The organism is Helicobacter sp. T3_23-1059 (assembly GCF_053654515.1).
The window spans coordinates 38,049-60,206 of the sequence record NZ_JBSIUV010000011.1; the positions used below are offsets into that span (position 1 = coordinate 38,049).

A 22,158-nucleotide genomic window follows, 5' to 3' on the forward strand; every position below is an offset into this window, starting at 1 on the left:
AAAAATCGTTTGTCCTGCTTTTTATAAAAACAAGAAGCTTTGTCAGTATAGCCAATGATTTGACATTTTGATAGAAATTTGCAAAATCAAAACTAGCTTTTTTGACAAAACTTTACGAAATTACACAATTTTTGTGCATTTTTTGTATTGTAGCAAATTTTTATTTATTTTAGTATTACCATATAAATTTTGTTAATATTTGTGTTAAGATTTTGTGGCTAGAATGAACGCATTTTTATGTAGATTTTAGGAATTTTTAGATTTTGCGCTTGTTTTGTGTGCGATAAAAATAGCGCAAAATCAAAACAAAAAACTTTATGCAAACGAGGCACAAAATGGGCAAAATGAGCGGATTTAGCGAAGTGTGGAAAAGGGCTTTTAAAATCATAGTCATATTTGTAGTCGCACTTGGGATATTGTCTTTGGGCTTGCTTGTTTGCACATATTTTGCGTGCAAGGATTTGGATAAAAATGCGGGCAAAGATTTTGCTAATAATCAAAACGCTAACCCCCAAAAAACCCTCAATATCGCATATAAAGAAAATGTCGGTGCGCTAAACCCACAAGGCTACAACAAAAACGCGATGTTTGCGCAAAATCTGCTTTATGAAGGCTTGGTGCGCGTGGGTAAAAATGGCGAGATTATCCCTGCTCTAGCGACTTCGTGGAGCGTGGATAAAGATGGGCAAATCTATACTTTTAGCTTGCGTGAGGGCGTGCGATTTTCAAATGGCGAGGAGTTTAACGCCGATGCGGTGGTGCTAAATTTTACATCGATTTTGCAAAACCGCGCACGGCATTCGTGGAGTGGGCTAGCCCGCCACATAGAGCGCGTAGAAAAGCTCGATGACTACGGCGTGCGCCTCGTGCTAAACGCCCCTTATGCGCCCACGCTAAGCGAGCTAGCGTTGGTGCGCCCGTATCGCTTCCTAGCACCCAAAGCGTTTCCGCCTGATTTGGACTTAGTAAAGCATAATCCACAGCCCATCGGCACGGGCGCGTATATGCTAATAGAATCAAAGCTCGGGGCATTCGATACATTTGCCAAAAATCCGCATTATTGGGACGCACAAAGGCTACAAAATGAGGGCGGATTTTATTATGATTTTGTGCGTATCAAGGTGATTTTTGAGCCCACTTCCAAAATGACGGCGTTGCGCGCGGGGCAGGTGGATATGCTCTATGGGTATGATGAGATTCCCACGCGCATTTTCCAAGAGGCTATGGAGCAATCAGCGCAAAAATCTATGGGGGAGTCGCAAAATACTGCGGGAAACCCCCCCGCAATCAAGGCGTATTTGGGAGGGGAGGCGTTTGTGCTAAGCCTAATGCTAAACTCCACGCGTCTAGATTCTAGACTCCGTGAGGCTATCGCGCTCTCAATCGATAAGCCAACGCTCATCAACGCCGTGTATGGCGAGCTAGCAAGCCCTGCAAATTGTATTTTTCTCTACACGGATTTTATCCCCTCTCCCGTAGCGCGAGCGGGGCTAGAGCGTGGGTATGATTCTCTCAAATCGTCATTGCAACCGAGCAAAGATAGCGTGGCAATCCATAATTTTTGTCGCCCTACGCAATGCGAAGTATCTAAAAATGGTGGCAATATTTGTCATACTGAGGCTTTGCAAAAAGCCGAAGTATCTCAAATATCAAACAACAGAGATTTTTTGCTTGCTACGCAAACGCAAAATGACAACGCGAACATAGCGCGAAAAATCAATGCGCCAAATTCAGAATTTAAACCAAAATCCACAAATCTAACCCCCGCGCAATATAGTCAAAATCTACAAAAAGCCCGCGAGATTCTCGCTACTTTGGGCTACACGCAGGCAAACCCGCTAACACTAGAGATAGCATTCGCAGGCGATAAACCCAGCCAAAAAATGCTCTCCCAAATCCTCCAATCCCAGCTAAAGCACGCGAATATCGCGCTTTCTTTGCGTGCGCTCGAGCCTAGTATGCTCCAAAATCGCAAGAAAAATGGCGAGTTTGATATAGTCTTTAACGAGTCGTGGGGCGCGCCCTATGAGCCTCTCTCAATGCTTGTTTCCTACACCACGCCCACAGGGCACGGGGATTTCATCGCGCAAAGTGGCTTAGAAAACAAAAATGAAATAGACGCGCTTATCTTGCGCGTAGTCGCCGAGCCAAACGCGCAAAAAGCGCAGATTCTCTCCCATAAGGCGTTGGATTTGCTTTTGCAAAGTGGCGTGTATATCCCGCTTGCCATAGAGCGCAACAAAGCGATAGCGCGCTCACAAATTAAGGGCGTGGAAGGCGTTAGCGGGCTAAGCTATGAGATTCCCGTATGGGAGTTTTGGGAGTAGGTTTGGGCTTGTCTTTGTGGCACAAAATCGCTTGTGCCACAAAACACCAAAATCTAACAAAACCACCAAGCCCCCACCACAACGATTTTTATTGTAAATTTTAGCAAGGAAGATTTGCGTGTAAGAATGCTTGTGATTTGTCATTGCGAGCGGATTTGTCAAAACTTCGTGGAAATCTAATGTAATTATATTTTTTTGTAATTTTTTGTTATTGAGAGATTTTGGCGAGATTTTGCGTAAGCAAAATCGTGGCAATCCATAACCACAAACGACAAAAAGCGTTATTTGGGAATCTATGCTTGTGTATCGCCACGCATTGCGCTTAAATGCTCGCAATAACGCTAATTGCCATAATTAAGCGCAAACAAAATATCTTATCGTTGCCCCTTGCATTTTAGATATTTTGCGCACGCTTTAGTATGGTGATAAAAAGTGCGGGATTAGCAAGGTAGCGCATAAGAATCTATTAAAACACTAGATTTGTGCAAATCTAGTGTTTTAAGCACATATCAAAATAGCTCACTATGCGAGCCTATCGCAAGGCAAGTAAGAATCAACACCCGCTCTTCTTTTTTGTAGATTAAAAGCAAGTTTGGCTTTATATGGCATTCTCTATACCCCTCATATTGCCCTGTCAATTTGTGGTCTTTGTGTCTTATTTCTAGTGATTCCCCGCTCAAAAGTGTATCAATCACTGCCTTTGCGCTTTGTTTATCATCTGTGCTTAGCTTTTTATACTGCCTTTTAAATCGTGAGGTAGGCTTAAACATATACATTTAGACATTTTCTCCTAAGAGTTCTTTTTCAAATTCTGCGAAATCTTTGTAACTTTTAAGAGAATCCTTTTCTCTCTCATACTCTCTTATAGCCTTGTCTATGCCTTTTTCACGGCTTATTTTTACTTTTGCCTTTGTGAGCTTTGCTATGCTTTTGATGATTTTTGTTAGCTCTTTGTCAGCGTTTTCTATGGTAAGCGTCATTTGCTATCCTTTGTAGTTGAAAGATTTATGCGCGATTATAGCAGATTCTAGTGATTTTGTCATTGCTAGAGATTTAGCGATGGGATTTAGCTAGCGGTTTTACCAAAATCCTTAAAAACCACCACGCTAAACCCACGCATATTTAAAATCCGTTTTTTTTTTTTTGTCTAATATCAAATGCAAATACTTGCATTATATTTTAGATTTTAGGGGGTGTGGATAAAGAGGAAAATGGAGTTAGAAAAGACACAAAAGTTAAAACGCTCACAAGACACAAAAGCGTTAAACAGCTCACAAAAAACAAAGGCGTTAGAAAACGCACAGGGCAAACTAGAATCGTTTGAATGCACAAAATGTGGGGCTTGCTGCAAAAGCATAGCTCACATTGATGAGCTAAGCGATTATCATAGCGGAGATGGCGTGTGTAAGCATTTAGATTTAGCTACAAATGAATGCAAAATCTATGAAGTGCGCCCATTAGTTTGCAGGGTTGATGAAATGTTTGAGAAGTATTTTTCTAGCGTTTTATCAAAGGCGGAGTTTTATAAGCTAAATGCAAAATGTTGCAATATCTTACAAGAGCAACAAGGCATTAGCGAGAATTTTAGAATAAACATTACAAACACATAAAAAGAGCCCAAAATGGCATTACCATTGATACCTGTTTTAGCGGGAGTTGGAGTAGTTGCATCTGCGATATTTGGTGGCAAGAAAATCTATGACGCATATCAAGATTCAGAAAGGGCAGAGTATTGGCACGAGCAAGCAAAAGAGGAGTATGAATCAAGTGAGAGAACTCTAAAAAAGCGTAAAGACGAGGCAGAGCGAAATTTCGCTGAACTTGGAGAATATAAAAAGCTTGTGATTGAGGAAACTTTCCCACGATATTTGAAACTTATTGATAAGCTAAAACTTGAAAAGCAAAAGGATTTAGGCGAGTTTCTTAAAGATTTTGATTTGACAAAATTCAAAGAAGCTAGGCAAAATCTCATCGATTTGCAAACTGCGCTTGGCGGACTTGTAGGCGGTGGAGTGGCTGGAGCTATGGCTGGGTTTGGTGCGTATGGCACAGTAGGGCTATTAGCCACAGCCTCCACAGGCACGGCGATAAGCTCTCTTGGTGGCATAGCTGCTACAAATGCGACTTTAGCGTGGCTAGGCGGTGGCTCTTTGGCTGCTGGTGGGCTAGGTGTGGCTGGTGGGACTGCCGTGCTAGGTGGTATCATAGCTGCACCTGTCATCGCCGTAGCTACGCTAATATGGGCAAAATCTGCGGAGAGTAAAAAATATAACGCAATGAGCTATCATAGTGCGGTTGAAGTAATTTGTGAGAATTTAAATGCTGAAAAATCGCTTTGGGTAGCAATCGCTGACAGGGCAAAAGAGACGCAAATTAACTTACGAAAAATTGAGCAATCTTTCGGCGAGGCAATGTGTCTAGTGAAAAATATCATCAAAAATAAAGGCATTGAAATTGCAGAATGGAGCGAAGATGAGCAAGAAAACACAAAAAATATGATTCAACTTGCAGAGGCAACGCAAGCCATCATAAATGCACCCATTTTGTTTGATGATGAACCTACTACCAAAAAAATCATCGCCACTCAAAAAGAGACAAAAAAGCTAATGGACGAATTGCAAAGCAAATTTGGCGAATAGTCGCTAAAAAGATGAATCAATGGGCGTAAAATCGCCCTTTGATTCTGCTATGAAATCTAACAAAATCTAAGGAGTAAGAAAATGTCAGCTACAATGCAATACGATGGAATCATAAAAGAAATCACCGATGAAATAGGGAATCAAACTTTGGCAAGATTTGGGCTAAATATATTTAGTCTAAATACTTATGAGGCTTATGGCGCAAGTGTAGGAATGACTAATGAATCTATAAGGGTTTATAATCAACACAAAAAGAATCCACAAGCCTTTGGGCAGTATTTTGAGGAGCTAGATAGCGGTATGCAAAATATTTCAAGTGCGCTTTTTAATAAGGGCGAAAAAACCTATACTACCGATACGCTTTATGAGATTCAAAAGATTCAAAATATGCAAAGAAGCGGTAAAAAAGTCGAAAATCTTGACGCTAAAGACAAGGCAAAATATGACTTTATAATGGCAAATTATGGCGATGAAGTCAAAAATATGGATTTTAACTCGCCTAGTATGCAAAATCTCATAAATAGTGATACGCGTGAGGGTAATCGCAAAAAACTACAAAACCATACAAATACCGATACTGTAACGATTAAAAATGGCAAAATCATCAAACAAGAGCAACTAAAAGTGATAAAAAAAACAGAAAATTTGCTAAAGGATAGGTATTTAGACAATAATGATTTGCTAAAAATGCCACTTGATGACTACAAAAGGCATAAAGCCGAGCTAGAAAAAATGGTAAAAAATCCAAAAGATGAAGCGCAAAAAGCAAAGGCACAAAAGGCACTAGAAATGCTAGAGGCAAATAATCTTTGCAATCGTATAATGTGTGAAAATCCGCGCACCACAGCAGTCATCACGCAAAGCGTAGCGGCTAGCGCACATATCGCGCAAGCAGGGGCATCAGATGCGATAGTGATGGCACTAGCCACGCTAGCAAATGGCGCAATCTATGAAATCAAAGACGCTTTTTATGGCGACAAAAATGTCAGCATAACTACGAGAATCAAAAGGCTAATAAACAATGTGATAAGCAAGCTAAAAGGTGTATTTGTGCGTGGAAGTGGATTTGGTGCAATCGATACGATTATGGGGCTTTTGGGGCAGATTTTCCAATCTATCGCAGGGAAGCTAAAACATATTTGGAAAGAGTTGCGAAGTGCTACAAAATCGATATATAACGCCATAACCGACTATATCACAGGCAAAGTCTCTAGCTTTAAAGAATGCCTAAAAACTATCATAAAGGGGTTATTTTCTGCCACGATAGTCGTGGCTATCGCAGGAATGGAAGAACCATTAAGAAATGCCCTAAGCGCGATTATCACGCCATTTTTAGCGGTATTTGTCGCACCTACGCTATGTATCATTGTGGGTTCTATCGCAGTCGTAGGATTTTGTAAGGCGGTAGATTTTGGGATTGACACGCTTTTTGGGGTGTTTGCACAAGCTGAAATATCTAAAAAACGCTATGAGGAAATCTCTGCGCTTTGTGAAAAAATGCTCCCACAAATCATCGCAGATACAAAACAGCTAGAGCGACTAATCAAGCAAACAAACTATGAGAGAAAACTAAAACTTGATATGTCATTTGATGGCTACAAAAAAGCTGTTTTAAGCAAAAATAGCAAGCAAGGCACGCACTATCTAAATGAAATCTGCAAACTCTATGGAAGCGAGCTAGAATGCAAAGCCCACGATGATATGGTAAAAATCCTAAAAAACGAAAATCGCACGGGCAAACTAAAATGGTAGCAAGTAGCTACCATTTATGACGCTTGTGGCGTTTGTGTCGCTTATGTGGTGGGCTTAAAGATAGTATATTTATCTAGCAAGGTGATATTTTCTAAGTTGGTATATGTTGGTATTTGTTTGATAAAATCCCAAATTTTATTTTGCATTATTTGCGTTTATGTTTGATTTTGCTAGCAGTTTATCGCGAGTTTTTTAAGTCTTTTAAGTAGCGCAAAGATACAACTTCAAGGAGTGCCAAACAATGCAACCTCATAGCGATACTTCTTTACTTGCCCCCCCCCCCCTACACGAAATAAACACCTTTTTAATCTAAATTATATTGTTTCTATTTTTGTGCTTTTTGCATTTAGCATAATTGTTTTTAGTGTTGCTAGATTTTGTATGCAGTTCGCCTTTGTAGATCCTAGCGTGGGGCTAAGCGATAAGCTAAACTTGCACAAATATGGGTTTTTGTATGATACGCGAGTGGTTGCCATCGCACTTTTTGTGTATGTGGCGTTTGTCTATGTGCTAAAACCTATTAGCTTTTGGCTAAAAAATCATAAGATTTTTTTCCGTATTTGCAATGCGTATGCTTTTATTCTTGGGTTTGTGTGCGCCCTCTTTGGCATTGTCAATTTTTATTATTATGAAATGTATAAAACAAAGATTGATATTTTTATCTTTGGGATAAAAGATGACAATACAAAAGAGATTTTGGGGATTATATTTAGAGATTATCCTGTGGGGATTTTGGTTGCGGTGGTTTTTGTCATAGCGTTTGGTTATGGTGTGGTAAATGCTAAGATATTGCAAAAAAAGATTTTAGTAAGGCTTCCTTATTTTTTGTTAGCAAATCTTGTGCTTTTATGCGTGCTTTTTATCGGTGCTAGAGGCTCTTTTAGCTCATTTCCTTTAGGCGAAAAAGATAGCAATATTTCTACCTTTGCTTCGATAAATGCGCTAAATCCAAACCCGATTTTGGCATTTAGCTGGGCATTATCACAATACAAAAACGATAGCAACTATGACATAGGGGACAAAGAGAGCTTTTATAGAGAATTTTTAGCATTGCAAGAATCTATGTTTTACCTAAAATCAACAACACCAAAATCTAATATTGCTACACATTTGCCAAAACCACATATTGTGATAAATCTAATGGAGAGCTTTGGTAGTGGTGCGCTTAGTTTGGATTATTCTTTTGGTGGGATAAATGGCTTAATAGATTCTAACACAACAAATGATACGATAAGACTTGATGTTTTGGGCGCGTTAAGAGAGCATTTGACAAGCAGTTTTGCGCAAACAAAAAATAGGCAAGATTTTATCTTTTGGCGATTTTTTAGCTCCAATAACGGGACTGCGCCGTCATTTTTTGATTTGTATTTTTTAAGCCCTACAATAAATCTATCCACAGGCAAAGCACAAAAAATAAAGCTAGCGCACACACCGCTATCCGTGCTTCAAAACAATGGCTATGAAGTGATATTTATCACTTCTAGTTCTGGCTCGTGGGTAAATATCTCACAATACATAAAAAATCAAGGCATAGATAAAATCTATGATATGCCCCACTTAATCGCCAAATACAAAGACGCCACCGCGCATCAAAATAGCTTTGGAATCAATGATGAATATATCTATAAAGACATTATAGAAGTGCTAAATCACGCTACCAAACCCACTGCTATTTTCACGCTTACCACTTCTAATCATCCGCCATTTATCACTCCAAGTGAGTTTGATGAAATCAATGCAAAACACTTAAGTAGCGAAGTCCAAAATGTATTTAACCAAAACGCAAAAACCAAAAAAGTGCTAGGCTCACTGCTGTATTCAAACAATGCGTTTGGCGAATTTTTAAGCGAGTTAAAACACTCAAAAGTAGCCAACAATGTGGTGGTGTTTGCCACAGGAGATCATCATTTGAGGGATTTGAGAGCTTTTGCTACGCGATATAATGCGCTAAATTTTGCTACCCCGCTATATATTTATATCCCAACTTCACTGCAAGATTCTCTTAAATCTAGCGGTAGGGCTATAAACTATGATGCGTTGCGCGTGGGTTCTCACAAGGATATTTTTCCTACCATTTTTGAGCTTTTTTTGGATAATGCAGAATATATCTCGCTTGGTGGCCGTAATATGTTAGGAAAGGCTAATGAGCGTGAGTTTGGGATAAATGCTAGCATTTGGGCTGATGGAGCGGGAATCTATTATAATGATTCTATGTTTAGGTGGAAATATCATACCGAAGCTAAAGATTTAAAAGCATTGCTAGAAGTCCAAAATAACATTGAGCAAATCCCACAAGAAAAGCGAGATTTTAGACAAAAATATGAAAGGCTAAGGCAAATGCAATTTTTAGATAGGCTTAACTTTCATAAAGAATGACATATATTTGTTGCATAGTAGATTTTGTGGTTTGTGTAATGTGGCGTTTTGATGGTATTTTTTGTGGCGTTTGTGAGAATGATAAACTTAACAAATAATTGACTTTTTGATAGAAATATTCACACTTTATAGATATTTTTGCGTAAAATCCCTCAAAAGATAAGCATAATTTTTACCTTTTTATCAAAATTGCTGTAATAATGATATTGCTTTAAGGTAGATTTAATAAAAATAGTATTACTATATTTTCTCACAAATCTTAGTATTTTAAGATTTGTTTTGCAATATCTTAAATGAGGAGTGTCATTATGCAAAGTAGCGTAGAAAGCAAGCATTTAGGGGATTCCATAGGCATAGTGGATTCTATGGAAGCTAGCACAAATGCCACAGATACTATGTATCAGCAAGCAAAAGATAGGCTAGATAGATTGAGTCATTTGCCCGCTCACAATGCAGATAAAAATCTGCATAACGAGCTAGAATCAAAGGGCATTAGTAGGCGTGATTTTATGAAATGGGCTACGGCGATGACGGCTGCGCTATCGCTTCCTGCGTCTTTTGTCCCGCTTACAGCGCGCGCTGCTGAAGTAGCAAATCGTCTGCCTGTGATTTGGCTTCATATGGCAGAATGCACGGGGTGCTCTGAGAGTTTATTGCGCAGCGAAGACCCGAGTATTGATAGTATTTTGTTTGATATTATCAACCTAGAATACCACGAAACCATAATGGCAGCTTCTGGCTACCAAGCCGAGCAAAATCTAGAAAACGCTATCCAAAAGCACAAAGGCAACTACATACTAATGGTAGAGGGCGGAATCCCAAAAGGCAGTAGCGAATATTTCCTAACCATAGGCGCGCACGGACGCACAGGTGCGCAAGAATGCAGAGACGCAGCAGCAGGCGCAGCAGCAATCTTTACGATTGGCACTTGCTCAAGCTATGGTGGCGTGCAAGCAGCATATCCAAACCCAACGAATGCCCAGCCACTAGATGCAATCATCTCTAAACCGATGATAAAAGTCCCCGGCTGTCCGCCTAGCGAAAAAAATATCGTAGGAAATGTGCTTTATTTTGCATTGTTTGGTAAGCTACCTCCTACTGATGCCTTTGGGCGTCCTACTTGGGCATATCAGCACAGAATCCACGATTTGTGCGAGCGCAGAGGGCATTTTGATGCGGGTGAATTTGTGGAAAAATTTGGCGATGAGGGAGCAAAAAATGGCTACTGCCTCTATAAAGTCGGGTGCAAAGGACCATATACTTTTAATAACTGCTCAAAATTGCGATTTAACTCGCACACAAGCTGGCCTATACAAGCAGGACACGGCTGTATCGGTTGCTCAGAGCCAAATTTTTGGGATACGATGAGTCCATTTGAGCGACCACTTGGCAATACGCCTTTCCATACAGCATTTGGCGGGTATGGGGCAGATAAGACTGCTGATACGGTAGGCACGGTGATTTTAGCAGCTACGGCTGTGGGTATCGCAGCACACGCCATAGTCTCTAGCACGCAAAAAGCTAAATAGCGACAAACCTAACACAAAATCTAATCAAAGGAGCGAATATGTCAAAGCGAGTAATAGTAGATCCCATTACGCGGATTGAGGGGCATTTGCGGATTGAAGTGATTGTAGATGATAATAATGTGATTCAAGATGCGTTTTCATCATCTACGCTATGGCGAGGGCTAGAAAAAATCATCGTAGGGCGCGACCCTAGAGATGCGGGGTTTATCGCGCAAAGAATCTGTGGAGTTTGCACTTATAGCCATTATAAAGCGGGGATTATGGCGGTAGAAGACGCGCTTGGAATCAAAGCTCCGCTAAATGCACAACTAACACGAAGCCTAATGAATATGGCGTTGTTTTTGCACGACCATGTTGTGCATTTTTATACTTTGCACGGGCTTGATTGGTGCGATATTACATCCGCGCTAAAAGCTGATCCTGCAAAAGCAGCAAAAGAAGCGTATTTATACACCGATTTGCCTTTGGCAGCGGGAGAAAATGAGCTAAAAGCTGTGCAAAAACGAGTGGGGGATTTTGTAAAGCAAGGTGCGCTAGGACCATTCCAAAACGCGTATTGGGGGCATAAGACTTATAGATTTTCGCCTGAGCAAAATCTAATCGTCCTCTCTCACTACCTAAAACTCCTTGAAGTTCAACGAGAAGCGGCAAAAATGATGGCGGTATTTGGTGGTAAGCAGCCTCACCCTCAAAGCCTAACCGTAGGTGGTATAACTTCTGTAATGGATATTTTAGACCCTAGTAGGCTAGGTGAATGGAAAGGCAAATTTGACGCGGTGGCTGATTTTGTAAATCGCGCTTATTGGGCGGATTTGGTAATGGCTGGCAAAGTGTATGCAAATGAGCCTTCTGTAACGCAAGTGGGCTGTGGGGTGAAAAACTTCTTGTCATTTAGAGAAATCCAAGTGGGAGAAGATGAGTATCTATACAGCACAGGTGTAGTCAAAAATGGCGATTTAAACACCTTGCACGAAATCGATGAAAGCCTAATCGCAGAGGAAGTAACGCATTCTTGGTATAAATATGAAAATACCGATAAAGCAGGCTTGCACCCTTATGATGGGCAGACTACGCCAAACTACACGGGCTTTGAAGATGGCACAAGTATCGGTGCAGATGGCAAAGAGACAAAGAGCAAAAATCTAAAACTAGATGGCAAATACTCGTGGATAAAATCCCCTCGCTATGATGGAGAGCCTATGGAAGTAGGACCTCTAGCCACAGTGGTAGTAGGACTAGCTGCCAAAAATCCCTACATCACGCCTGTGGCACAGAAGTTTTTAGCACAGACAGGGTTGCCTGTGGGGGCATTATTTAGCACGCTAGGACGCACGGCTGCTCGCTGTATAGAAGCAAAAGTCATCGTGGATAATGGGCTAAAAGCATTTAACGCGCTAATAGAAAATCTAAAAGTCGATACTCGCACTTGTGCGACTTACTCAATCGATGAGAAAAAAGACTACAAAGGGCGATTTATCGGCAATGTCCCACGCGGTATGCTAAGCCATTGGGTAAGAATCAAAGATGGCAAAGTCCAAAACTATCAAGCCATCGTGCCTAGCACTTGGAATGGCGGACCTAGGGATTCTCAAGGCAAAAAAGGACCTTATGAAATGAGCCTAATAGGCACAAAAGTAGCAAGCCTAACTCAGCCTCTAGAAATCATACGACATATCCATTCTTTTGACCCCTGTATCGCGTGCGCGGTGCATCTAATGGATACGAAAGGCAACGAGATTGCGCAATATAAAGTTGAGCCAGCATTTGCTAGAATCTAACCCAAAATCTAACTAGATTTTGCTATATTTTAGCTGTATTTTTGGAGGGAATCTTTTTAGATTCTAAAATAAGGAGATACAATGAGAGAAGCGATTGGTTCGGGTGAAAAAGAGTTTATGGCACACGAAGAATTCTCATTGCTTACGAGGATTTTTCATTGGCTTAGGGCGTTTAGCATTTTCGCGCTTATCATCACGGGATTTTACATTGCTATGCCATTTTTGCAAACCACTCCTAGTGGCGAGCCCACAGGATTTACACAGGGCTATGTGAGGAGTTTGCACCTTATATGCGGGTTTGTGCTGATTGGCATTTCGATTTTCCGTGTGTATTTGTTTTTCTTTGACAAAGATGGGTGCAGTGAAGAGAGGCGTTCTTTTAGGCAGTTTTTGCAACCTCAAGTGTGGATAGAGCAGGTAAAGACTTATATTTGGATTGGCAAGCATCCACATATCGATGGTGCGTATAATCCATTGCAATTTGCTACATACTTTTTCTTAGGCGTGCTAGTGCTACTTATCAGCCTTACAGGTGTAGCACTTTATGGCAATGTCTATCATAGTGGTTTAGGTGGCGTGCTAGGGGCTTGCTTTAAATGGGTAGAAGTCGTGTGCGGTGGGATAGCTAATGTGCGCGTGATACACCATATACTTACTTGGGCGTTTATTGTGTTTATCCCTGTGCATATTTATCTAGCGGTTTGGAATTCTGTGAAATATCCAAATGGTGGTGTAGATAGTATCGTAAGCGGTGTGCGCTATCAAGGCAAGCTAAAAGTCTAGCATTTTATCTAGGATTATGATTGCTTAAGTCGCCTTAGACTAGCAAGCCTTTTCATTTTAGATTTTACAATGCAAGAATCGTGTTTGATTCTTGCGTTTTTTTGTTTGTGGGCTTATGTTGTAGTTTGTTTATTTTGCGTGGCTTTGTTTGATTTATGCAGGTTGGTGGGTTTTATGAGAGTCCTTGTGCTTGGCATTGGCAATATTTTGTTTGGCGATGAGGGCATAGGCGTGCATTTGATGAACTACCTAAAGCTAAATTACACTTTTACCCCTCCATCATTTACCCCTCCATCAAAATCTATCACACCAAAATATAACGAGCTAGATTCTAGCGAGAATCCAAAACATAGCTTAGAGTTTATCGATGGTGGCACGCTAGCCCAAGCCCTTATCCCGCTTATCGTAGAATATGATTTTGTGCTGATACTAGATACCGTAGATGTCAGCGGTGGCGATATAGGCGATGTGTATAGCTTCCCTTTTGACGCCTTGCCAAAGCAAGTTTCTTGGGCGGGGAGTGCGCACGAAGTCGAGATGCTACAAACCCTACGACTAACGCAGATTATGGGTGATTTGCCCAAAATCCATATCGTAGGGATTATCCCTGAAATCATTGGCGAGGATACGACTTTCGCGCTTTCAAGCGAGCTATTATCAAAAGTGCATACTATGGAAGCAGAAGCGATAAAACAGCTAGAATCTTTAGGCTTTGTCGCTACAAAGATAGATTCTCCTCTATCTTTGCAAGACATCGCTGATAACTCATACAAAGGCTTTGATTAAATCTTGTGGCATAAAGCCTCTTTTTCCTTAAAATCTAATGCCACCTTAAGTCTGCTTTTAAAATCTAATCCCACGCTAAAATCCGCTCTAAAATCCAATGTTTGCCACTAAAATCTAAAAAAATGATTTGTAGGTCCATTTCCCCTGCCTAGATTTAGGCTATGGAGTATCGCGCCAAAGACATATTCTTTTGCTTCTCGCACGGATTGAGCTGTATCTTTTCCCACAGCTAAATTGCAAGCGATTGCGCTACTTAGCGTGCAGCCTGTGCCGTGCGTGTTTTTGGTGGCTACGCGTTTAGATTCTAGGATTATGATTTCACGCCCATCATAAAAAATATCATTTGAAGCGCTAGGATTTATGCTATGCCCGCCTTTGATTAGCACGGATTTTGCGCCCTTTTCGTGCAGGATTTTCGCCCCCTTTTTCATAGAATCCATATCGTTTATCTCAAATCCCACTAGCTCGCTAGCTTCAGGGATATTTGGGGTTAGCACATCACATAGAGGCAAAATCTCCTCTAGCTTTTTTCTCACAGATTTTGGCATAAGCGGGTAGCCATTTTTGGCAAACATCACAGGGTCTAGCACGATATTTTTAGGCTTGTATTTCACTAGATTTTGCTTTACGCATTCTAAGATTTCTTCACTGCCTAGCATACCGATTTTGCTAGCGCGTGGCACTATATCGCTAAATACCGCTTCAAACTGCTCATCTATGGATTTTGTAGGTAAATCATAGCTAGAGATTACGCGCTGTGTGTTTTCTGCTACCACACTTAGCACGATACTCATTCCATAGAGTTTGTGCGCGCTAAAGGTTTTTAAATCCGCTTGCAAGCCAGCCCCGCCACTACAATCACTCCCCGCAATGCTAAGCACAGGGGGCAAAGTCGTGCTTTTTGGAGGGATTAAATCCATATTTTTGCTAGATTTTGTGTTTGATTTTGATTCCATATTGTTCCTTATTTTTATCATTTTTGCACCTTATATCATTGCAATTTGGTGCTTAAAAAGCGGATTATACACCAAAAGGCATTCTTAGATTCTAAATTATGCAAATGTATTTAAAGCGTTAAAAAAAATTAGCCCTTTTGTGCTTAAATAACATAATTGATTTTATGATTTTGCAACGATTGATTACCGCAATTTTAAAGGATAGCTATGAAAAATAACCTCACAAAACCACAAAAATGCGTGCTTATCATCACTGATGGCATAGGACATAAACCCCCCTCGCCTTACAATGCCTTTGCAAATGCTAAAAAACCCACTTATGATTGGCTTTTTGCAAATGTGCCTTATAGCCTCATTCACACTTATGGCGATTCTGTGGGGCTACCACAGGGGCAGATGGGAAACTCTGAAGTAGGGCATACAAGTATTGGTTCTGGGCGCATACTCTATCAAGATCTAGTGAGGATACAAAAATCTTTGCAAGATGGCTCTTTAGCGCAAAATCCGCTACTGCAAAATCACGCCACAAAATCTAAGCAAGTGCATTTGCTAGGGCTTATGAGCGATGGCGGGGTGCATAGCCATTTGGAGCATTTATTGGCAGTGGCAAAAATCTATGCAGGATTTGGCAAACGCGTATGGCTTCATCTAATCACTGATGGACGAGATGTGTTGCCAACTTCCGCGCTAGGGTATTTAGAGCAGGTGCAAAATCTATGCGATGAGGTAGAGAGTATCAAAATCGCTAGTATAAGCGGGCGATACTATGCTATGGATAGGGATAAGCGGTGGGAGAGGATACAAGAAGCATATCAAATCATCGCTTTTGGCGAATGCGATTTATCTGCGGGTAATCATTGCGCAGATTTAGCAGTTTGCCACGAGGCACGCACGCAAAGTGCGCTAACCTCGCCTCAAACTGCTAAAAACTCCACAAGCAATACCTCACAGACTAAAATCGTAGAAAATGGTGGCAAAGATTTTAGAAAAAACAATAATCCCCCCTCCCTTGCGGAGGGGGTTAGGGGGAGGGTAGAATCCTCATCAGAATCTAGTCTAAATTCTAACACCAATCCGTCATTGCGAGCGAGTGATAGCGAGCGTGGCAAGCTAGATTCTACCACAAACCTAACTCCACACCAATATATTAGCCAATCCTACGCACAGGGCATTACAGATGAGTTTATCAAACCAATGGCGTTTAATGGATTTTGTGGATTTGAGCCTAAAGATGGGCTAGTGATGATAAATTTTCGCTCCGATAGAGCAAGGGAGATAATCCAAGCATTAAGCGATGAATCGTTTTGTGAATTTCATCGCCCTAAGTGGTTTGGGCAGGGGCTAAAAAGCCCTCAAAATGCGGAGCAAACCCTCACAATGACACAATATGATGAGAGCTTCCCATATCCTATTTTGTTTCCCAAAATCACGCCCCAAAACACCCTAGCCGAAGTGCTAAGCAGGGAGGGCAAAACCCAATCCCATATCGCAGAGACCGAAAAATACGCCCATGTAACTTTCTTTTTTAATGGTGGCATAGAAGAGCCTTTTAAGGGAGAATCTCGCGTGCTTATCCCATCGCCAAAAGTGGCGACTTATGATTTAGCACCAGAGATGAGTGCGGCAGAAGTGGGAGATGCGGTGTGTGAAGCGATAAAAGAGGGCAATGATTTTGTGGTGGTAAATTTTGCAAATGGCGATATGGTGGGGCATACAGGCAAGTATGAAGCGGCCGTGCAAGCCGTGCAAGCCGTGGATAAAGAGCTAGGCAAAATCTATGAAGTGGCAAAATCTTGTGGCTATGCCGTAGTGCTTACAAGCGACCACGGGAATTGCGAAGAAATGCAAAATGACAAAGGCGAGATAAAGACAAACCACACGGTGGGAGATGTGTATTGTTTCGTGCTAGCGGAGGGGGTAAAAAGCGTGAGTGAAGGCGGGCTAAATAATATCGCTCCAACTGTGCTAAAAATAATGGGCTTAGAAATCCCACAAGAAATGGATACACCGCTGATATAGCTACTGCTAGATTTTGGGTAGATTTTGGTTACTTAGATTCTAGGGTAGATTTTGCTTAGATTTTACTATGGCAGGGGGGTTTAGATTTTTGGTAGATTTTACAAGTTTTGCTTACTTTGTAGAATCGCTTACAGAATCTTTTGTAGAATCTTTTTTGATTGCATTTAGCCCTATAAGTGCGCCAGAGAGTAGGATTAGAGCGATTCCTATGCTAGGCAGGAGGTTTGGGAAACTATCGCCTAGCAACACGCCCAAAAACACGCTCCACACAATGCGCATATAGGTGATAGGGGCGACTACATTTGGCGAGGCAAACATATAGGATTTTGTCATTAGCCATTGCCCGATTGTCCCCACCACACCTGTCAAAATAAAGAGAATCCACGCAAAAAGCGAGGGAAATATAAAGCCCCCCATTTTATCAATGCTAACACACATTCCTATGATTCCCACGATACACATCATTATGCCATACCACAGCACGACTGCTTCGCTTGTGTAAAATCGCTTTAGCGTTGGAATGGTAAGAAACGCAATCGCGGCAAAAATCGCACCGATGATGCCAATCAGCGCATTAAAAAGCGGAATCTCGCTCGCTTCAGGGTTTGCCACCAAAAGCACGCCGATAAAGCCCACGATAGTCGCCACTAGCGCAAATACACTAGGCTTACTACGCGTGAAAAATGAGAGAAACACCACAAAAATGGGCGTGGATTGCAAAAATGCCGTAGCGATGCCTAGCGGGATAGTTGCGAAATTGTAATACGCAATGCTTACCGCCACTCCGCCAAAAAGCCCGCGCATAAGCAGTGAGGAAAATCCGCCTTTTTGCTTTGCTTGCAGTTTGGGCTTTTTTATGCGCGGGGAAATGCGTGAGAGCGCGGGGAAAAAGAGGATTATGCTATAAAGCGTAAGCACCATAAAAAACGCGCGGAAAAAGACATTTTCCATCGATGAGTAGCCAAGCATAGTGAGGTATTTTAAAAGCGCGTTCATAAGGGCTAGGAAAATCGTAGAGAGGAGCATTAGCACAATGCCCCAAAAAAGCGTTGTTGTGGATTTTGTGTCGGATTTTGTCGCAGATTTTATGGTAGATTTTGTTGTGGATTTTTTGTCCGTTTTCATAGTAGATTCTCATTTCCAAAATCTAAAGGCTAATAATTCCTAGCATAGCACCGCTTACAAGGCAAATAGCACTAATGCCCCACACCCAAAAAAATGAGGTTTTGATATGCTCTTTTATGCTTACCCCTGATAAGCCACACCCTAGCAGTGTCGCAGGCACGACAGGGCTTATAAATGTCGCGCAATTTCTTGCCACCACCATAGCGATACCAAGCGCACTAGAGCTAATGCCAAATGCCTCTCCCACAGCGATGACTATGGGCAACAATCCATAAAAGTAAGAATCCGTGCAAAAAATCAACGCCATAGGCACAGCACTTAACCCCACCAAAAGCACCAAATGCCCTCCCATAAATTGTGGCATTATCTCTAAGATTAGCTGTGCCATAAGTTTCATAATCCCAGATTTATCAAACACGCCGATAAGCACGCCTGCAGCAAGCAGGACGGTTGCCATCATCATCGCAGCACTAGAGGCTTCTTTGAGTATGGTTTGTTGGTGTTTTAGATTTGGGTAGTTTAGGATAAAGCCAAGACTTACGCCTATCATAAAAGGAAAATACCCCGGCAGTCCAGAAAACACAAGCAAGGCTAGCACAAAAACAAGCAACGCCACATTTGCCCAAAATCTATTATCACGCGTTAAATGCGCTTTTTTGCTATCCTCAAACGCGCTATCGATAAAATCATTTTCACTTGCAGGGTTTAGCCCTAGCGCGATTCTTTTGGATTCTACAAAACCCATATAAATGGCTAAGCATAATGCCAAGATAAGCCCCACTATTTGCATAGGCATAAGCTCTAGCCATAGTTTTGTGGCATCGTGGCTAATGATACTTGCTACGCGCAGTGTGGGACCACCCCAGGGCAAAAGATTCATAACGCCCATACTCGCCGTTAAAATCAGCATTAAAGTTGTCGTGCGCATTTGCATTTTGACATAGATGGGCAAAAGCGCGGGGATAGCGATAAGAAAGCTCGAAGCCCCAGAACCATCTAAATGCGCGATGATTGCTATGATGACAGTTAGCACGCAAACACCATAAGGGTTTGCAGGGATAGAGCGCAAAAGCGCGTTTATGATACGATTAAAAACGCCCGCTGAACTAAGCAGGGTAAAAAATAAAATCGAAAATATAAATAACGCCGCTGTCGCAGAAACGCTACTAATGCCACTTTTGACAAAATCTCCTAACTCTTTTAGCCCAAAGATTCCACTTTTTAGCCCAAGCGTCTTGCCAATGTCTGCACCAATATTTAACGCTTCTAACCCTACAAGCCCAAAACCCACAATGCTTGAAATGATGATAAAAGTCATCGCGGGCGTTGATTTGTCAAAGATTAGCAATAAAACCATTGCGATAAGTGCCACAAAACCGATAATAGCTAGTAGTGTTTCCATATTTTTCCTTACGATTAGGTAATCTAATTGCTAAAAATTATTAGCTATGAAGTTTAGATTTTAATCTAAAAAAGCCAAAATCTAAAAACAAACAAAAAATATCTGTATGATATTTGCAAAAAATTACCTTTAGAAACACTTAGAAACACTTAGAAACACTTAGACACGCTATCAAAGCATATTGCCACACTTAAATCGCTATATCAAAATCTAGTTATCAAAAATCTCATCATCAAAAATCTAGGCTTTAAAAATCAACTGCCAAAGTTACAAAATATCTCCTGCCCTCTTGGATTACAGGACCATAGTAGCTTACATTTGCATTAGTGGAAGTATTGCCTCCCGTCCCACCCATATAAGTGTAGCTCCTAAAGTCCGCGAGGTTGGTATCTAGCAGGTTATAAATCCCTGCATTTACCCTCACATTATCCGTGATTTTTACCCCCGCTCCTAGATTTAGCACGGTGGAGGGCTTGTAGTAGATTCCACCGAGTAGGTTTTTTAGCGCGATAGCTTGCGCGCTATTGCCTAGCGTAGTGGTATTTACGATACCTTCTCTAAAGTGCGCTTGCAAAAACACATTAAAGCGTGAGTATTGATAGGCGATTTTGCCAAAGAGATTGTTTCGCGCGGTGGTGCTTAGCGGATTGCCTTGATTGCTCCCTGAGGTAATTTCAGAATCTATAAAAGTATAGCTCATATCAAGGCTAAATCCATATAGAGGCTTAAGCCCAAAGCTCGCCTCTATGCCTTGGCTATACGCGCTATTGGCGTTATATGCCATACTACAAGTAGTCGCTCCGCTCGTGCTACACGCTACATTGTTTGTGTTTGTTACGCTTTGAGATTCGATTTTGTCGCGGAAGTTTGAGCGAAAGAATGTGAGTGAGAAATCCACATACTTCATATCTAGCACCGTGCCTATTTCATAGCTTATGGAGCTCTCTGCCTTTAAGTTAGGATTGCCGATAAAGGGCAATGCGCCCTGCCTGCCATAGCCATAGACTGCGTCAATGGTTTGGTTTGCATAAGGGGCTTTATACCCTGTGGCGACACCGCCTTTTATCGCCCAGCCTTTGAGAATCTCATAGACGAGGTAGGCGCGTGGGCTTACATTATGCCCGAATTTATCGTTGTAGTTATACCTTGCGCCAAGTGTGAGGGTAATCCCGCCCCATATATTCCACTCATCTTCAGCAAAGATTGCCAAAGTGTTGCGGTTATGACTTGCAGGTGTGGCGGCTAAATCGTGGTATTTTTCAAGTCGGTATTCCGCGCCGACATTGAGGAAATTTGAGCCTACGATGGTGTTTTCAAATAGCGGGGCTAATAGCCTAGAATCCACAATCACATCATTGCTAGCGATTCCGCGATTTTTGGTGGCATTTGGGTTGGTGTTAGGACCTACGACAAGTCGCCCTGTGTTTTCAGCGTGAGAAAACTGAATCGTGTTTTTCCACGAGCCATAGGAGTAGTCCCCTCTGTGTGCGAGGGCAGTGGAGAGTTTATTGACCCCCACCCATTTTTCATAGCCACCTGTGTAGGCATTTTGTTGTGCATTTAGGTTTGCACCTAGTGTGCCGATTTGCCCATCACGGTTATCATAGGTGGATTTGGAGTAGTCAATATCCGCAAAATAGGTGTTTTGTTCGCTTGGTTTGTAAATGAGACGCCCGCCGACATTAAACATCACATATTGCGTGCCAAAGAAACTATTTACGACATTGCCTTTGTCATCGGTGGGTTTTTCGCTCGCTTGTCGTTTGATATGCCTAGCACGAAGTGTTAGCCCTAGAGATTTTGCTTTGTTTATGGGACCTGAGAGGTAGAGAGAATGCTGATAAGTGTCGCCAAAGGTTGCAGATTCTGGGATTATCGCGGTGTTTTGTATTGAGCCGCCCCATTTATCGCTTATGGGCTTTGTGATGACATTTATCACGCCACCTAGCGCATCAGAGCCATAGAGCGTGCTCATAGGACCGCGGATTACCTCTATGCGCTCTATGGCACTTGTGGGAGGCATAAAGGTATTATACACGCCTACGCCTAGATTGGCTGTGGCGACATCACCGCTTGGATTTTGTCGCAAGCCATCGAGCAAATAAAGCGTGTAGCCTGCTGGCATACCACGAATGCTAATGGCATTTGCGCCGAGTTTGTTGCTCGTGCCCTCCAAGCTAACCCCGGGCACTTCTTTTAACGCTTCGCCCAAATCGCGGTAGGGCTTTTGCTCTAGCTCCTCTTTGGTGATGACTGTTACGCTTGCTGGCGCAGTTAGTATATTTTTCTCACCACCTGAAGCAGATTGCACAGTTACAGATACTTTTTGAAGCTCTTTTGCTTCTAAGTTGTCATATTTGCTGTGTATAGATTCTTGTTCCCCCTCCCTTGTAGATGGGGTTTGGGTGTGGGTAGAATCATTAGAATCTACATAGCTTTGTGAGTTTGCGGAGTTACTCTCTCTCTCTCTCTCTCTCTCGTTATCCGCGAAAGTGAGCGAGCTAGCTAGGCTAAGCCCCAAAGCACAAGTTGCCATAAATTTGCTAGAGTTTTTTACCAAAGTAGATTTTGCTTTAGCATCTAGCGCGTAAATCGTAGTATGTGAAAGATTCATAAATGCTCCTTTTTAGAAATATTTTTGTTGTCTTGCTAGATTTTCTAAATGATTTTCTAAACAAGACGGGGC

At 41.7% G+C, this 22,158-nt stretch carries 17 protein-coding genes; 10 read left to right on the forward strand and 7 right to left on the reverse strand.

Annotated elements, in window-relative coordinates; all coding sequences use genetic code 11:
• The first annotated feature begins 335 nt into the window (after window positions 1-335).
• Entirely contained in the window at window positions 336-2,327 is a 1,992-nt protein-coding gene (locus ACWIX0_RS04740) for an ABC transporter substrate-binding protein (RefSeq protein ID WP_454172394.1), read from the forward strand.
• On the opposite strand, the gene ACWIX0_RS04745 is transcribed toward ACWIX0_RS04740, so the two are convergent.
• The 3 genes from ACWIX0_RS04745 to ACWIX0_RS04755 all read right to left on the reverse strand — a co-directional run bounded on the left by ACWIX0_RS04745 (window position 2,289) and on the right by ACWIX0_RS04755 (window position 3,307).
• Window positions 2,289-2,663: a hypothetical protein gene (locus tag ACWIX0_RS04745; protein WP_454172396.1), complete on the reverse strand. Its 375-nt coding sequence runs from the start codon at window positions 2,661-2,663 to the stop codon at window positions 2,289-2,291. The genes ACWIX0_RS04740 and ACWIX0_RS04745 overlap by 39 nt on opposite strands.
• Window positions 2,664-2,836: 173 nt before the next feature.
• A complete protein-coding gene (locus tag ACWIX0_RS04750) occupies window positions 2,837-3,103 on the reverse strand; it encodes a type II toxin-antitoxin system YafQ family toxin (protein ID WP_454172398.1) in 267 nt (88 codons plus the stop codon).
• Window positions 3,104-3,307 carry a hypothetical protein gene (locus ACWIX0_RS04755; protein WP_454172400.1) on the reverse strand — a complete coding sequence of 68 codons (204 nt, stop codon included), beginning with the start codon at window positions 3,305-3,307 and terminating at the stop codon, window positions 3,104-3,106.
• Window positions 3,308-3,538: 231 nt separating this feature from the next.
• Here ACWIX0_RS04755 and ACWIX0_RS04760 point away from each other — a divergent pair, with 231 nt between their 5' ends.
• From ACWIX0_RS04760 to ACWIX0_RS04795, 8 genes are all read left to right on the forward strand, one after another.
• Window positions 3,539-3,937, forward strand: a complete 399-nt coding sequence (locus tag ACWIX0_RS04760; RefSeq protein ID WP_454172402.1) for a YkgJ family cysteine cluster protein — start codon at window positions 3,539-3,541, stop codon at window positions 3,935-3,937.
• Window positions 3,938-3,949: 12 nt separating this feature from the next.
• On the forward strand, window positions 3,950-4,966 hold the full coding sequence (locus ACWIX0_RS04765; RefSeq protein ID WP_454172404.1) for a hypothetical protein: 1,017 nt from the start codon (window positions 3,950-3,952) through the stop codon (window positions 4,964-4,966).
• An 81-nt stretch (window positions 4,967-5,047) separates the two neighbouring features.
• On the forward strand, window positions 5,048-6,718 hold the full coding sequence (locus tag ACWIX0_RS04770) for a hypothetical protein (RefSeq protein WP_454172406.1): 1,671 nt from the start codon (window positions 5,048-5,050) through the stop codon (window positions 6,716-6,718).
• 381 nt (window positions 6,719-7,099) lie between these two features.
• Window positions 7,100-9,094, forward strand: a complete 1,995-nt coding sequence (locus ACWIX0_RS04775) for an LTA synthase family protein (RefSeq protein WP_454172408.1) — start codon at window positions 7,100-7,102, stop codon at window positions 9,092-9,094.
• A gap of 395 nt (window positions 9,095-9,489) precedes the next feature.
• A complete protein-coding gene (locus ACWIX0_RS04780) occupies window positions 9,490-10,623 on the forward strand; it encodes a hydrogenase small subunit (RefSeq protein ID WP_454172438.1) in 1,134 nt (377 codons plus the stop codon).
• Window positions 10,624-10,661: 38 nt separating this feature from the next.
• Window positions 10,662-12,401, forward strand: coding sequence for a nickel-dependent hydrogenase large subunit (locus tag ACWIX0_RS04785; protein ID WP_454172410.1), 1,740 nt, complete (start codon window positions 10,662-10,664; stop codon window positions 12,399-12,401).
• Window positions 12,402-12,482: 81 nt separating this feature from the next.
• Window positions 12,483-13,184 (forward strand): Ni/Fe-hydrogenase, b-type cytochrome subunit, encoded by a 702-nt coding sequence (gene cybH / locus ACWIX0_RS04790; RefSeq protein WP_454172412.1) that lies wholly within the window; start codon window positions 12,483-12,485, stop codon window positions 13,182-13,184.
• A gap of 174 nt (window positions 13,185-13,358) precedes the next feature.
• Window positions 13,359-13,970: a HyaD/HybD family hydrogenase maturation endopeptidase gene (locus ACWIX0_RS04795; RefSeq protein ID WP_454172414.1), complete on the forward strand. Its 612-nt coding sequence runs from the start codon at window positions 13,359-13,361 to the stop codon at window positions 13,968-13,970.
• Window positions 13,971-14,077: 107 nt separating this feature from the next.
• Here the strand turns inward: ACWIX0_RS04795 and thiD are convergent, their stop codons facing one another.
• Window positions 14,078-14,881 (reverse strand): bifunctional hydroxymethylpyrimidine kinase/phosphomethylpyrimidine kinase, encoded by an 804-nt coding sequence (thiD, locus tag ACWIX0_RS04800; RefSeq protein WP_454172440.1) that lies wholly within the window; start codon window positions 14,879-14,881, stop codon window positions 14,078-14,080.
• 252 nt (window positions 14,882-15,133) lie between these two features.
• Here thiD and gpmI point away from each other — a divergent pair, with 252 nt between their 5' ends.
• Complete coding sequence (gpmI, locus tag ACWIX0_RS04805) at window positions 15,134-16,945, forward strand: 2,3-bisphosphoglycerate-independent phosphoglycerate mutase (RefSeq protein ID WP_454172415.1); 1,812 nt, start codon at window positions 15,134-15,136, stop codon at window positions 16,943-16,945.
• A 111-nt stretch (window positions 16,946-17,056) separates the two neighbouring features.
• On the opposite strand, the gene ACWIX0_RS04810 is transcribed toward gpmI, so the two are convergent.
• The 3 genes from ACWIX0_RS04810 to ACWIX0_RS04820 form a co-directional block, all read right to left on the reverse strand.
• Window positions 17,057-18,070: a DMT family transporter gene (locus ACWIX0_RS04810; protein WP_454172417.1), complete on the reverse strand. Its 1,014-nt coding sequence runs from the start codon at window positions 18,068-18,070 to the stop codon at window positions 17,057-17,059.
• 22 nt (window positions 18,071-18,092) lie between these two features.
• Window positions 18,093-19,472, reverse strand: a complete 1,380-nt coding sequence (locus tag ACWIX0_RS04815; protein WP_454172419.1) for an SLC13 family permease — start codon at window positions 19,470-19,472, stop codon at window positions 18,093-18,095.
• 247 nt (window positions 19,473-19,719) lie between these two features.
• On the reverse strand, window positions 19,720-22,086 hold the full coding sequence (locus ACWIX0_RS04820; RefSeq protein WP_454172421.1) for a TonB-dependent receptor domain-containing protein: 2,367 nt from the start codon (window positions 22,084-22,086) through the stop codon (window positions 19,720-19,722).
• Window positions 22,087-22,158: the final 72 nt, after the last annotated feature.

Bases quoted from the DNA above. Each gene is read 5' to 3' on its own strand.
- ACWIX0_RS04740 (WP_454172394.1), top strand. From the start codon at position 336: ATGGGCAAAATGAGCGGATTTAGCGAAGTGTGGAAAAGGGCTTTTAAA.
- ACWIX0_RS04750 (WP_454172398.1), bottom strand. From the start codon at position 3,103: ATGTATATGTTTAAGCCTACCTCACGATTTAAAAGGCAGTATAAAAAG.
- ACWIX0_RS04755 (WP_454172400.1), bottom strand. From the start codon at position 3,307: ATGACGCTTACCATAGAAAACGCTGACAAAGAGCTAACAAAAATCATC.
- ACWIX0_RS04760 (WP_454172402.1), top strand. From the start codon at position 3,539: ATGGAGTTAGAAAAGACACAAAAGTTAAAACGCTCACAAGACACAAAA.
- ACWIX0_RS04765 (WP_454172404.1), top strand. From the start codon at position 3,950: ATGGCATTACCATTGATACCTGTTTTAGCGGGAGTTGGAGTAGTTGCA.
- ACWIX0_RS04770 (WP_454172406.1), top strand. From the start codon at position 5,048: ATGTCAGCTACAATGCAATACGATGGAATCATAAAAGAAATCACCGAT.
- ACWIX0_RS04775 (WP_454172408.1), top strand. From the start codon at position 7,100: ATGCAGTTCGCCTTTGTAGATCCTAGCGTGGGGCTAAGCGATAAGCTA.
- ACWIX0_RS04780 (WP_454172438.1), top strand. From the start codon at position 9,490: ATGTATCAGCAAGCAAAAGATAGGCTAGATAGATTGAGTCATTTGCCC.
- ACWIX0_RS04785 (WP_454172410.1), top strand. From the start codon at position 10,662: ATGTCAAAGCGAGTAATAGTAGATCCCATTACGCGGATTGAGGGGCAT.
- cybH (WP_454172412.1), top strand. From the start codon at position 12,483: ATGAGAGAAGCGATTGGTTCGGGTGAAAAAGAGTTTATGGCACACGAA.
- ACWIX0_RS04795 (WP_454172414.1), top strand. From the start codon at position 13,359: ATGAGAGTCCTTGTGCTTGGCATTGGCAATATTTTGTTTGGCGATGAG.
- gpmI (WP_454172415.1), top strand. From the start codon at position 15,134: ATGAAAAATAACCTCACAAAACCACAAAAATGCGTGCTTATCATCACT.
- ACWIX0_RS04810 (WP_454172417.1), bottom strand. From the start codon at position 18,070: ATGAAAACGGACAAAAAATCCACAACAAAATCTACCATAAAATCTGCG.
- ACWIX0_RS04815 (WP_454172419.1), bottom strand. From the start codon at position 19,472: ATGGAAACACTACTAGCTATTATCGGTTTTGTGGCACTTATCGCAATG.
- ACWIX0_RS04820 (WP_454172421.1), bottom strand. From the start codon at position 22,086: ATGAATCTTTCACATACTACGATTTACGCGCTAGATGCTAAAGCAAAA.